Source organism: Paraburkholderia sp., assembly GCF_035948235.1.
GTDB lineage: Bacteria > Pseudomonadota > Gammaproteobacteria > Burkholderiales > Burkholderiaceae > Paraburkholderia.
This window is the reverse complement of the sequence record NZ_DASZJJ010000214.1, coordinates 1-12,018: the sequence shown is the minus strand read 5'-3', so window position 1 is coordinate 12,018 and position 12,018 is coordinate 1. Positions and strand designations below refer to the sequence as shown.

The window sequence follows — 12,018 nt, the reverse complement described above, 5'->3', positions numbered from 1 at the left end:
TGAGCTGGGCGTGCAGGCCGTGCTGCGCGACATGGGTTTCGAGCACGCGCAGTTCGACTGGATCGTCTCGCAGCGCTTCGTGATCTATACGCTCGTGATCGCGACGGTGTGGCAGGCCTCGGGCCTCGTGATGGCGCTGCTGCTCGCGGGCCTGCGCAGCATCGACGACGAAATCTGGAAGGCCGCGCGACTCGACGGCATTCCACGCTGGCGAGTGTACGCGAGCATCGTCGTGCCGATGCTCAAGACTTCGATGTCCACCGCCTTCGTGCTGCTGTTCGTGATGGTCGTGAAGCTCTACGACGCCGTGGTGGCAATGACCCAGGGCGGCCCTGGCACCGCCAGCGAAGTGCCCGGCAAGTTCATCATGGATTATCTGTTCAATCGCGCGAACATCGGTCTGGCTTCGGCGGCCTCGATCGTTCTGCTCGCCACCGTGCTGGCGATCCTCGCGCCCGTGCTATACGCGAGAAACCGCATGGCCAGTAAAGGAGAACGAGCATGAGCGCGCCGCTGACCGATACTTCCGGCGCCATTCCGCGCGTGGCGCGCCGCGCGCCTGGATCAAAGGGCAGACCCAAACGCAGCAGTTTCACGCCGGCACGTCTGGGTATCTACGGATTCCTGATCATTGCCGCGCTGTTCTTCCTGCTGCCGCTCTATGTGATGCTCGTCACCTCGGTCAAGCCGATGGAGGAAATCCGTCTGGGCCATTTGCTCGCACTGCCGCGTCATATCACGTTCACACCATGGCAGGACGCGTGGGCGTCCGCATGTACGGGCCTGGAATGCGCGGGCATCCGCGTGGGCTTCTGGAACTCCGTGCGCATCGTCGTGCCCAGCACGATCATCTCGATCGCGGTGGGCGCGGTGAACGGTTACGCGCTGTCGTTCTGGAAACCGCGCGGCGCGGGGGTGCTATTCGCCGTGCTGCTGGCAGGCGCGTTCATTCCCGTGCAGGTGATGGTGTACCCGCTCGTGCGCGTGCTGGCGACCGTGCATCTGTTCAGCTCGCTGCCCGGCATCGTGGTGATTCACACGATCTTCGGCATGCCGGTGATGACGCTGCTGTTCCGTAATTACTATGCGTCGCTGCCGCAGGAGCTGTTCAAGGCCGCACGCATCGACGGCGGCGGCTTCTGGCGCATCTTCGCGCAACTGATGCTGCCGATGTCGGTACCCATCATCGTCGTCGCCATCATCATGCAGGTCACCGGCATCTGGAACGACTACATCCTGGGCCTCGTATTCGCCGGCACCCGCAACCTGCCGATGACCGTGCAGCTCAACAACATCATCAACACCACCACCGGCGAGCGGCTCTACAACGTCAACATGGCCGCGACAATCCTCACGTCGCTGGTGCCGCTGGCGATTTACTTCGTGTCGGGCCGCTGGTTCGTGCGCGGCATCGCGTCGGGCGCGGTGAAAGGGTAACGAGCGGGATAAAGCAGGCTCAACGAGAGACGAACGATGACGAATCTGGCGAATGTAGCGGTGCGCAATCTGCGCATCGAGCTTGGTGCAAACACGGTGATCGAAGATCTCGATCTCGACGTGCGCGCCGGCGAATTCGTGGTGCTGCTCGGCCCCTCGGGCTGCGGCAAATCCACCTTGCTGCACAGCATCGCGGGCCTGATCGACGTGACGGACGGCAGCATCGAGATCGGCGGCGAGGACATGACCTGGGCCGATCCGAAGGATCGCGGCGTGGCGCTGGTGTTCCAGTCCTACGCGCTCTATCCGACCATGAACGTGGAGCGCAACATGTCATTTGCGCTGCGCATCAACGGCACGCCCAAGCCGGAGATCGAGCGTCGCGTCAAGCGCGCGGCCGACATGCTCCAGCTCGGTCCGCTGCTCGCGCGCAAGCCCGCGCAGCTCTCGGGCGGCCAGCGCCAGCGCGTGGCCATCGGCCGGGCGCTGGTGCGCGAAGCCGACGTGTTCCTGTTCGACGAACCGCTGTCGAATCTCGACGCGAAGCTGCGCACCGAACTGCGCCGCGAACTCAAGCAACTGCATCAGCAACTGGGCGCGACGATGATTTACGTGACGCACGACCAGGTGGAGGCGATGACGCTCGCCACGCGCATGGCGGTCATGAAGGGCGGGGTGATCCAGCAGTTCGGCACGCCCGCCGAAGTCTACGCGCGGCCCGAGAACCTATTCGTCGCGACCTTCCTGGGCACGCCGCCGATGAACCTGCTGCGCGGCACGCTGCAAGCCGACGAAGGCAAGCTGTGGTTCCGCGGCCCGCAGCTTTCGGTCGAGGTGACGAACTACGCGTTCAAGGGCGCGCCGGATCTCACGCGCCCCTGTGTGCTGGGCGTGCGCCCCGAGGACGTGCGCGCGGGCGTGCCGGGCGGCGCGCTGCAAGGCGCGCTTACCCTGGTCGAACCGATGGGTAATCATCGCGTGCTCTGGCTCGATTATCATGGCGTCCAGATCGCAGCGATCGATCAGGACAAGACGCCGCTTGCGGCTGGCGCGCCGGTGCCGTTCGAGATCGAAGTGCAGCATGTGTCGCTGTTTGACGAAGCGGGCGGCGAGCGGCTCTGAAGCACCGCACAAGCCCCCGATACAACAAGAGACCGAGGGAAGAACCAGACGTGGCAACCCTGAAAGACGTGGCAACTCTCGCCGGCGTGGGCCTGTCCACCGCCTCTCGCGCGATCTCGGGCAAGGGGCCGGTATCGGCCGACGCGGCCGCGCGCGTGCAGGCCGCGATCGAGCAACTGAAGTTCAGGCCCTCGTCGATCGGCCGGGCCATGGCGACGCAGTCGCTCGGCATCATCGGCATTTTCGTGCCGACGTTCTTCGGCTCGTACTACGGCACGATCCTCAAGCAGACCGACACCGAACTGCGCGCGGTGCGCCGTCACGTCGTCGTGGCGACGGGATGCGGCGAAGCCTCGCCGCGCGAGCAGGCTATCGAGGCGGTGCGGTTTCTGATTGGCCGCGATTGCGACGGCGTGGTGGTCATCAGCCACGATCTGCACGACGACGACCTGGGCATGCTGCACGCGCTGCATCCGCGCATGGCGTTCCTGAACCGCGCGTTCGACCAGATGCCCGAGGCCTCATTCTGCGCCGACCACTTCCACGGCGGCGAACTCGCGGCGCGCACGCTCATCGAGCACGGCCACCGGAACATCGCGGCCATCGGCGGCACGGCCAGTTCTTCGGACAACCAGGCGCGTCTGGACGGCTTTTTTGCGGAACTGGCGCGCCATGGCATTGCGCGCGAGCAGGTGCCGCTCATCATGTCTGACTTTTCGCCCGAAGGCGGTTATGCGGCGGCGGGCAAATTGCTCGATTCGAAGCGACACTTCACGGGCCTGTTCTGCGCCAACGACACGATGGCGATGTCGGCGCTCGCACGGCTGCAACATGCGGGGATTTCGGTGCCGCGCGATGTGTCCGTGATCGGTTACGACGATGATTATTCGGCGGCCTATATGGCGCCTGCGCTCACTTCGGTCCATATCCCGACCGCCGAACTCACGCGCAACGCCGTACGCTGGCTCATCAACCAGTGTTACGGCACGGAGTGGGAAATCGAACGGCGCTTCGACGTGAGCGTGACGATGCGCGCCTCAGTCGCGCAGGCCAACCCGGCGCGACCGGCATAGCTTTAGTACACCAGCGGCACGCGGTGGTAGGCGTAGTCCGGCTCCTGGTAGCCATCGGCCTTCTGGCGATGCGGCAACTTGACCTTTTCGCGCGGGACTTCCTCGTAGGGCACCTTGCTCAAGAGGTGAGCGATGATGTTCAGGCGCGCGCGCTTCTTGTCGTCCGAATGCAGGACGAACCAGGGCGCGAAAGTCGTATCCGTCTTTTCGAACATCTCGTCGCGGGCGCGGGAGTAGTCGTACCAGCGGTGGTATGACTCCAGATCCATTGGCGAGAGCTTCCAGATCTTGCGTTCGTCGGTGATGCGCGCCTCCAGCCGGCGGGTCTGCTCCTCGGGACTGACGTCGAGCCAGTATTTCAGCAATATGATCCCCGAGTGCACGATGGCGCGCTCGATCAGCGGCACCGAGACCAGAAACTCCTGCGCCTGTTCCGGCGTGCAAAAGCCCATCACGCGCTCGACGCCCGCACGGTTGTACCAGCTACGGTCGAAGATCACGATCTCGCCAGCCGCAGGCAGATGGGGCAGATAGCGCTGAAAATACATCTGGCTCTTTTCGCGTTCGGTGGGCGCGGGCGTGGTGACGACGCGGAACACGCGCGGACTCACGCGCTCCGTAATGGCCTTGATCGTGCCGCCCTTGCCGGCGCCGTCGCGGCCTTCGAACAGGATGCAGACCTTCGCGCCGCTCTTCACCACCCATTGCTGCAGTTTCACGAGTTCTTCGTGCAGGTGGCGCAGCGTTTTTTCGTAGGCTTTGTCGCTGAGCTTTTCATCGGCCTGCGGCAATGCTTCTGTCGATGCCTTCTTCGTCTTCGCTTTTGTATCGGACATGGCGTTCACTCCATCTGGCATGAGGTGAAAAGAGGCGGTGTTTCGATCCGCGCGGGTCAATTAATCATCCAAGCGGGCGGCGGCGATCCGCGGTGCCACGATGTCCACGCACAAGCGGCGCACTAGATCGAAATCAAACGCTACGTTTGTCGCGATCCGGTGCGGCGGCCATCGCGGCGCGTGCGAGGGATCGCGTAAAATCAGGCTCTTTCCGATCCCGCTTCGACCGTCATGCCCGCGGATAATCCCGTCAACACTGCGCTCAAGAAAGAAGAAGGCGTCGCCGTCATCGACCGCGCGTGTGCGATCCTGTTCGCGTTCCGTCCCGACGACGGAGCGCTCACGCTTGCCGAACTCGCGTCCCGCACGGGCCTTTACAAGAGTACGCTGCTGCGTCTGGCGGGCGCGCTGATCCAGCACGGCCTGCTGCTACGTCTCGACGATGGCCGCTATCAACTCGGGCCCGCCACCTTCGCGCTGGGCGCGCTGTATCAGCGCAGCCTCAATCTGGGCGACATCCTGCTGCCGCTCATGCGCGAACTGACGGAAACAAGCGGGGAGAGCGTTTCATTTTATGTGCGCGACAACGCCGTTCGCGTGTGCCTGCATCGGGTGGATTCGAAACATGTGGTGCGTCACCACGTACGCGAAGGCGATGTGCTGCCGCTCGAAACGGGCTCGGGCGGGCGCGCGCTGCTGGCGTTCGGCGGCGAGCCGGGCGAGGGCTTCGACGAGACGCGGCGCAACTTCTACTGCATGTCGATCGGCGAGCGCGACAGCGAAACGGCGGGGGTGTCGATGCCGGTGTTCGGCGTGCGCGATACGCTGCGCGGCGTGCTCACGCTCGCGGGTCCGAGTTCGCGCATCGACCGCGCGTTCGTCGAAGCGAATCTCGATGCGCTGTTCGATTGCGCCGCGCGCGCAACCGATGCGCTCGGCGGCGACTCGCGCGCGCTGCGCGCCGCCCAACGCGCGCACGCAGCGCGCGCGGGCTCGTAAGCGCAGACGCCTGGCGTCAGGCGTCTTCCAGATGGCGCTGTGCGGGCCCGGTGTACGCATAGGCCATCTGGCGCGGGATTGGCCCCTTGTTGCGTTCGCCGCGTCCGCGCTGCTCCCACGCATGCGCGAGAATGCCCACGGCGCGCGACAGGCAGAACACGCCGCGCGCGAGTTCGGGCGCAAAGCCTAGCTCCGCATAGATCACAGCCGTCACGCCGTCGATATTCATTGGCACGGGTTTGTCCTTGCGCGCTTTCAACAGCGCCTCGATGCCGCGCGCGATCAGCGCGTAGCGCCCGTTGATCACGCCCGATTCCACGCGCGCATCGACCATTTCCAGCAGGCGTCCCGCGCGCGGATCGACCGGATGGAAGCGATGGCCGAAGCCCGGCAGATACTTCCCATGCGCGGCGATGAAGGCATCCACGCCTGCCTCGACGGCCTCGTCGAGCCCGGCGCCCGCATCGATACGCGCACCGATCGACGCATACAGCTCCACCGCCTGTTGACCCGCGCCGCCATGCACATCGTCGAGCGCGTTCAGCGCCGAAGCCATCGCGCCATTGAGCGGCAGACCGCAACTCGTCGCCATCCGCGAGATCGCAATCGAGGGCGCGTGCGGGCCGTGATCCACCGAAGCAACCAACGCCGCTTCGAGCAGCGCAGCTTCGTCGTCGCCGGGCAGTTCGCCGCGCAGCATCAGCCAGATCATCTGCGGAAAACTCACGCGGCCGATCAGTTCCTGGATCGGATAGCCGCGCACGGCTATCGAGCCGGGATGGATATCGATGATCGAGGTGCGCCAGTAATCGGCGCAGAGGGCGGCCAGGTCGGCGTTGGCGTTGTTGGCGTTGTTGGCGTTGTTGGCGTTGTTGGTGTTGTTGGTGTTGTTGGCGTCGTTGGTCATGTTCAGATCACTCCTTGCGCGCGCAACGTTTCGACCTGCGCGGCGTCGTAACCGAGTTGCGCGAGCGTTTCGCGCGTGTGAGCGCCGAGCGTCGGCGCGGGCGAGGAGGGCGCGGCATCGGCATCGGCCAGCCGCAGGCCCGCGCGCGTAACGCGCTGCGCAGCCTCGCCGTGCGTCGGCTCGAATTCACGTATGAAGCGTCGCCCGGCCAGATGGGGATGGGCGAGAATCTGCGGCACCGTCAGCACGCGCCCCACCGGCACGCCGCGCTCGAGCAGGCGCGTTTCCCAGTTCGCGGCGCTGTCGGCGGCCAGCGCGGCTTCGATTTCCGCTTTTAGTTCGACGCGATGCTGTTTGCGCAGATGACGCGCGGCGTAGCGTTCGTCATGCGGTAGGTCGGGGCGCCCGATCACATCGCAAAGGCTTTCGAACTGACGCGTTTCGTTGGCGGCGATATTGAGCAGACCATCGCCCGTTGCGAAGGTGCCAGAGGGCGCGGCGGTGAAATTTTCGTTGCCCATTGGCGTGGGCTCGACGCCTGCGTTCAGATAGTTCGACACCACCCAGCCCATGGTCGCGAGCGTCGCTTCGAGCATCGATACGTCGAGCCGCCGGCCTCGTCCGCTCGTGCGCGCATCGACCAGCGCCGCGCAGATGCCGAAGGCCGCCGTCAGACCGCCTACGGTGTCCGATACCGGGTAGCCCACACGTAGTGGCGCGCTTTCGCCGTCCCCGGTCACGCTCATCACCCCGGCCATGCCCTGGATGATCTGGTCGTAGGCGGGGCGCGGCGCGAGTTCTCCGTCTTCGCCGAAGCCGGAAATCGCGCAATAAACCAGTCGCGGATTCGCTTCGGATAACTGATCGAATCCCAATCCCAGTCGATCCATGACGCCCGGGCGAAAGTTCTCGACCAGCACATCGGCGTCCTTCACGAGATCGAGCAGGATCGCCTTGCCGCGCGGGTCCTTGAGGTTGAGCGTCATCGAGCGCTTGCCTGCGTTCACGGCCACGAAGGACGCGCCCATGTTGCGCGTGGCGGCATCCTTGTCAGCGCCCAGACGCCGCGCGAGATCGCCGCCTTCGGGATGCTCGACCTTGGTGACTTCGGCGCCGAGCAACGCCAGTTGATACGCGCAGAAGGGGCCTGCCAGGACGTTCGATAGATCGAGAACGCGCACACCGTTGAGGGGCAACATCGTTATTCCAGCCTCTTTTTAGATCATTGGGAAATCGCTTCGAGCGAGCGGTTATTGGTGCGCGGACCGAACAGGCCGATCGCCGCCATCACCATCACCATCGCGCCGGTAATGAGCGCGAAAACGCCTGGCACACCAAAGTGACGCAAAGCGAACGCAATCATGAAGCCCGAAAACATCGCAGAGAGCCGCGACATCGAATAGACGAAACCCACCGCCGTGGCACGCATGCGGGTGGGGAACAGTTCCACCTGATACGCGTGATAACCGACCGACAGCAGCGTGCCGCCCAGCGTGATCAGCACACCCAGCACCATCAGCAACACAGGCGACGTCTGGAACGCGAACAGCGTGCCGAACACGGCGATGCCCAACGCGGCCAGCACGATGAGTGTCTTGCGCTCGATGCGGTCGGCGATCGCCATGCCGATCAGCGGGCCGAACGGATTCGAGGCGGCAATCACGAAGGAATAGAGCAGGCCATGCGTGACCGTCACGCCCTTGGAAACGAGCAGCGTGGGCACCCACGAGGCAAAACCATAGAAGCCGATCGCCTGGAACAGGTTGAAGACGAGCAGGGTGATCGTGCGACGGCGATAAGGCGGCTGCCAGATTTCAGCGAAACGGGCTTTGGTTGGCGGCAGCGCGGCGCCGCCGGTCGTGTCATAGGTCGGCGCGGGCAGCGGGCGGCCGTACTGCGCTTCGACCCGGCTTTCGAGTTTCGCCAGAATGCGCGCGGCCTCCTCGTGGCGGCCGCGTTGCGCGAGCCAGCGCGGGCTTTCGGGCACACGACGGCGGATCGCCCAGGCAATCAACGCGCCACATGCGCCGAACATCACGACCCAGCGCCAGCCGTCGAAACCCAGCGGCGCGCGCGGCACGAACCACCACGCGAGCAGCGCCACCGTCGGGACCGCGGTGTACTGCACGAGATGCACGAACGCGAAGGCCCGTCCGCGCATGTGGCGCGGCACCAGTTCGCTGACATAGGTGTCGATGGTGACCAGTTCGATCCCCACGCCGATACCGGCGATCAGGCGCCACAGATTGATCGCCGGCGCGGAAGTCTGCATCGCCATGACGAAGGTGGCCGCCGAGTACCAGAGCAGCGAGGCGGTAAACAGGGTGCGCCGGCCATAACGGTCGGCAAGACCTGTAAAGCAGAACGTACCGATGAACAGGCCCGCGAACGACGCCGCCACAAACGCGCCAAGCCCCGAGAAGCCGAAGAAAGACGCGGTCGTGGTCGTGTAAAGCCCGCTTTTGACGAGTCCCGGCCCCACGTAGGCCGTGAAGAACGGATCGTAGAACTCGAACCAGCCGCCAAACGACAGCAGCAGCACGAGCGTCCAGACCGCGCGGGTGGCGGGCAGGCGGTCGATGCGCGCGTTGATCTGCGCCGCGACGCCGTGCGCGGCATCGTCGCGGGGCGACGCGTGGGTCGCGCCGAGCGGCAGACTGGACATGGTGGCTCCTCCTGAGCACGGACTACGTATGAACGGTTGGGCGGCGCCAGGCGTCCGCTATCTCATCTTGGTCTTCTGTCGTTCTATCTGATAGAACGTCGTTCTATAAATCGCAGTCGCATGATAGCGCGGCGTGATGGGCGCACCGACCAGGGGTTTCACCAAGCGTCAGAGCCGGGATCGTTGCTGTGCGCGCCGCTCGCAGCAATCGCCGCGAGATGCGGCTGCATTCATGTGACGAAGCGCCAAGGACACTGCTAAGCTCAAGAAACGAAGCGCGCGCCATGCCTGCGTTGACCGCTGGACGCGCTTCTCCGGTTGTCATCGCAGTCCACGCGAGCCTGCACCCGGCACTGGAATCCACCGAGGATCGACGCTCGGATCAGGCGAACTTTCAGTCAGGAGACGATGTGAACAAAAGAGTCTTCCCTGGAGTCACCGCGCGCACGCCGCCCAGAACATTCGGCACGAAGCTCGCGCTTTCGCTATCCACCGCGCTGCTGGGCGCGCTGGCGCTCGCAGGCTGCGCGCATCAGGAAACGTCCGGCGAGCATGTGCCGGCGCAGTCGAACGTGCCGTCGCCGCTCAGCGATCTCGGCACCGACGCCGACAACGCCAATGGCGGCGCGTCCAGTGCGATCGATGCGCACGCAACCGATGCGCTCGACGCGATGGGTGAATATCTGCGCACGCTGCATGCGTTCGAAGTGGACACCGACACGGCCACGGACGTCGTGCTAGACAACGGACAGAATGCGGCGCAGTTGCGGCATACGGTCATCAAGGTCAAGCATCCCGACCGTCTGCGTGTCGATATCAGCGGCAATGGCAATCTGCGCAGCATCGTCTACGACGGGCGTCGCTTTACGATCTACAACCAGAAGAAGGGCGTGTACGCGCGCCACGATGCGCCGCCGACACTCGACGGCCTGATCCACGATCTCGTCGACAACTGGCATATCGAAACGCCGCTGGTCGACCTGTTCTACTGGGGCAATGGCAAATCGGACGAGCGCGTGCTCGACGCGGCGCAGGTGATCGGCGTGGAGAAGGTCGATACGCGCAGTTGCACGCACTACGCCTACCGGCAGGACGGCGCAGACTGGGAGCTGTGGGTCGAAACCGGCCGCCGGCCGCTGCCGTGCAAGATGATCGTCACGGACACGAGCCAGACCTCGCGGCCGCGCCGCGAGGACACCTATCACTGGAAGCTCAACCCCGTGTTCGCACCGTCGACCTTCGTCTTTCGGGCGCGCGCCGGGGCCAGCGAAATCGAACTCAAACCCGGCGCGACGTGGTACCAGCCGCAGTACGTCGGCACGCAGGTTCAGTATGTGGTCGTGACGGCGCCGCGATAAGGATAAGGCGTGCGTTCAAGGCTGACGCGCGTCGGCGAGCGCCCATCGGACGGCGGCGTCGAACAACGCCTGGCCATCGGGACTCAGATGTTCGAAGCTGCGATTGCCGAGGAATAACGCCACGCGGCGCGCAGGCGCAATGAAGTCGTAATCCATCGTCGCGCCTTTTTCGTAGCCGAACAGCACGGCATGCTCCGGCTCGCCGGGAATCGTCGCGACGACGGTCGCAGCCGGCGCCGGCCGGCCCCAGCCCATCTCGCCATCGCGCGGATAGACCCAGCGCTTGCCAGCCGCCACGCCGCCCGCGAGCGGACTCGGCGCGTTCACCACGTTGACGTAATGCTCCTTGTCCAGCTCGCCAAAATCCACGCCCTTGCGCTGGCCCGTGAACCGCAGCGAATCGAACAGATCCGACTCCCAGGTCAACAAAGGCACGCCGATGTCTCGATAGGCCGTGCCGACCATGTCACGCGCGCTGACCACCGACGAAATGACGACGAGTTGCGCGCCACGCGCATCGGCAACCGGCGCCGATTGATCGACCATCGTCACTGTGAGACCCAGCGACTCGAGATGGGCGCGCACCTTGTCGTCCTCGGCGCGGTCGGCGTGCGCGAGGCGGGTGACGTACCAAACGGCCGGTCTGGCGATGGGCTGTGCGGCGGTGGAGGGCACAGCCTCGCTGGTTGCAGCCGATGAGCTGACCGGTGCGAGCATCGGCAGGCCCAGTGCAACGAAAGCGGCTGTGAGTGCGAGGCGGCGCAGGGACGAAGTGTGTTGGCGGGAAAGCTGGCGTTTTGGGAGGTGCATCGTTGCGTTGGTGGGCGTGCGTTGGAAGGCAATTTGCCAATGAGAATCATTTACATTTATGCGTATGCTAATCGCAAGGAAAGATCGCGTAAAGCGCCGCATCAGGCAAATCGCGGCACGACGTCTGGGCTTAAGCAAGCCTTAAGCAAGCGCCGACGAGACTGTCGCCTAAGCCCGAAACTGTGTCCGAAGTAATGAGAGCGATATACGCCGATCTGAAGCGAGCACGTATGCGTCCGACGTCAAGTCGGGTCGCCGTCCTGCAGCTGTTTCACGAATTTCCCACCGAGCACATGACCGCCGATCAGGTGTTCCGACGCGTCCCGCCGGACACCGAGCAATGCAGCCTCGCAAGCGTGTACCGCGCGCTCGCGCAATTGCTTGAGGCCGGCCTGATCACGAATGCGTGGATCGGCGAACAGCGCGTCGTGTACGAACTCAACCGCGGCACGCGCCATTCGCATCTGGTCTGCAACGACTGCGGCACGATTCGCGATATCGACGACAGCGAACTCGAAACGCAGCACGCGGCGATCGCATCGGCACGCGAGTTCAGCTACACGAGTGCAAGCCTGGTGATTTTCGGGCGCTGCGCGCAATGTGAGGCGGCGCTGGAGGCAGGCGGTCGCAGCATCAAGATGCAAGCGGTGGCTCGACGGGCTGAGTAGCTTGCGGGAGTGGCAGTCAGGTGGGACAGGCGAGGTTTTCGCCTGTTTTTATGATTTTACATAACATAAATTATCGAAGTTTTGATTGTAAGAGCAAAGTAGTAATGTCGTACCTGGGCAAAGTACAGATGTCGTATCCAGGC

Annotated in this window: 12 protein-coding genes; 7 read left to right on the top strand and 5 right to left on the bottom strand. The window is 64.3% G+C overall.

The window, feature by feature from the left end:
- The 4 genes from VG320_RS18395 to VG320_RS18380 form a co-directional block, all read left to right on the top strand.
- The coding region (locus VG320_RS18395; RefSeq protein ID WP_327201515.1) for a sugar ABC transporter permease at nt 1-505 on the top strand (505 nt) is incomplete at its 5' end.
- Nucleotides 502-1,437 (top strand): carbohydrate ABC transporter permease, encoded by a 936-nt coding sequence (locus VG320_RS18390; protein ID WP_327201514.1) that lies wholly within the window; start codon nt 502-504, stop codon nt 1,435-1,437. The genes VG320_RS18395 and VG320_RS18390, both read left to right, overlap by 4 nt.
- 36 nt (nt 1,438-1,473) lie before the next feature.
- Nucleotides 1,474-2,559 carry an ABC transporter ATP-binding protein gene (locus VG320_RS18385; protein ID WP_327201513.1) on the top strand — a complete coding sequence of 362 codons (1,086 nt, stop codon included), beginning with the start codon at nt 1,474-1,476 and terminating at the stop codon, nt 2,557-2,559.
- A 50-nt stretch (nt 2,560-2,609) separates the two neighbouring features.
- A complete protein-coding gene (locus VG320_RS18380; protein WP_327201512.1) occupies nt 2,610-3,632 on the top strand; it encodes a substrate-binding domain-containing protein in 1,023 nt (340 codons plus the stop codon).
- Between the two features lie 2 nt (nt 3,633-3,634).
- Here the strand turns inward: VG320_RS18380 and ppk2 are convergent, their stop codons facing one another.
- Nucleotides 3,635-4,468, bottom strand: a complete 834-nt coding sequence (gene ppk2, locus VG320_RS18375) for a polyphosphate kinase 2 (protein WP_327201511.1) — start codon at nt 4,466-4,468, stop codon at nt 3,635-3,637.
- Nucleotides 4,469-4,699: 231 nt separating this feature from the next.
- On the opposite strand from ppk2, the gene VG320_RS18370 reads away from it, so the two are divergent.
- Nucleotides 4,700-5,467, top strand: coding sequence for an IclR family transcriptional regulator (locus tag VG320_RS18370; protein WP_327201510.1), 768 nt, complete (start codon nt 4,700-4,702; stop codon nt 5,465-5,467).
- Between the two features lie 16 nt (nt 5,468-5,483).
- Here the strand turns inward: VG320_RS18370 and VG320_RS18365 are convergent, their stop codons facing one another.
- From VG320_RS18365 to VG320_RS18355, 3 genes are read right to left on the bottom strand one after another with little or no spacing between them, the layout of a single operon-like run.
- Nucleotides 5,484-6,374, bottom strand: coding sequence for a citryl-CoA lyase (locus VG320_RS18365; RefSeq protein WP_327201509.1), 891 nt, complete (start codon nt 6,372-6,374; stop codon nt 5,484-5,486).
- Between the two features lie 2 nt (nt 6,375-6,376).
- Nucleotides 6,377-7,573, bottom strand: a complete 1,197-nt coding sequence (locus VG320_RS18360; RefSeq protein WP_327201508.1) for a CoA transferase — start codon at nt 7,571-7,573, stop codon at nt 6,377-6,379.
- 23 nt (nt 7,574-7,596) lie between these two features.
- Nucleotides 7,597-9,039, bottom strand: a complete 1,443-nt coding sequence (locus VG320_RS18355) for an MFS transporter (RefSeq protein WP_327201507.1) — start codon at nt 9,037-9,039, stop codon at nt 7,597-7,599.
- 410 nt (nt 9,040-9,449) lie between these two features.
- Between VG320_RS18355 and VG320_RS18350 the strand changes: the two genes are divergently transcribed.
- Nucleotides 9,450-10,397: a DUF2092 domain-containing protein gene (locus tag VG320_RS18350; RefSeq protein WP_327201506.1), complete on the top strand. Its 948-nt coding sequence runs from the start codon at nt 9,450-9,452 to the stop codon at nt 10,395-10,397.
- A gap of 15 nt (nt 10,398-10,412) precedes the next feature.
- Here the strand turns inward: VG320_RS18350 and VG320_RS18345 are convergent, their stop codons facing one another.
- Nucleotides 10,413-11,207, bottom strand: coding sequence for a hypothetical protein (locus VG320_RS18345; protein ID WP_327201505.1), 795 nt, complete (start codon nt 11,205-11,207; stop codon nt 10,413-10,415).
- A 194-nt stretch (nt 11,208-11,401) separates the two neighbouring features.
- Here VG320_RS18345 and VG320_RS18340 point away from each other — a divergent pair, with 194 nt between their 5' ends.
- Nucleotides 11,402-11,875, top strand: coding sequence for a Fur family transcriptional regulator (locus VG320_RS18340; RefSeq protein ID WP_327201504.1), 474 nt, complete (start codon nt 11,402-11,404; stop codon nt 11,873-11,875).
- Nucleotides 11,876-12,018 lie beyond the last annotated feature (143 nt).

Coding starts and splice junctions, on each gene's coding strand:
- VG320_RS18355 (WP_327201507.1), bottom strand. CDS start 9,039: ATGTCCAGTCTGCCGCTCGGCGCGACCCACGCGTCGCCCCGCGACGAT.
- VG320_RS18365 (WP_327201509.1), bottom strand. CDS start 6,374: ATGACCAACGACGCCAACAACACCAACAACACCAACAACGCCAACAAC.
- ppk2 (WP_327201511.1), bottom strand. CDS start 4,468: ATGTCCGATACAAAAGCGAAGACGAAGAAGGCATCGACAGAAGCATTG.
- VG320_RS18360 (WP_327201508.1), bottom strand. CDS start 7,573: ATGTTGCCCCTCAACGGTGTGCGCGTTCTCGATCTATCGAACGTCCTG.
- VG320_RS18370 (WP_327201510.1), top strand. CDS start 4,700: ATGCCCGCGGATAATCCCGTCAACACTGCGCTCAAGAAAGAAGAAGGC.
- VG320_RS18390 (WP_327201514.1), top strand. CDS start 502: ATGAGCGCGCCGCTGACCGATACTTCCGGCGCCATTCCGCGCGTGGCG.
- VG320_RS18345 (WP_327201505.1), bottom strand. CDS start 11,207: ATGCACCTCCCAAAACGCCAGCTTTCCCGCCAACACACTTCGTCCCTG.
- VG320_RS18385 (WP_327201513.1), top strand. CDS start 1,474: ATGACGAATCTGGCGAATGTAGCGGTGCGCAATCTGCGCATCGAGCTT.
- VG320_RS18340 (WP_327201504.1), top strand. CDS start 11,402: ATGAGAGCGATATACGCCGATCTGAAGCGAGCACGTATGCGTCCGACG.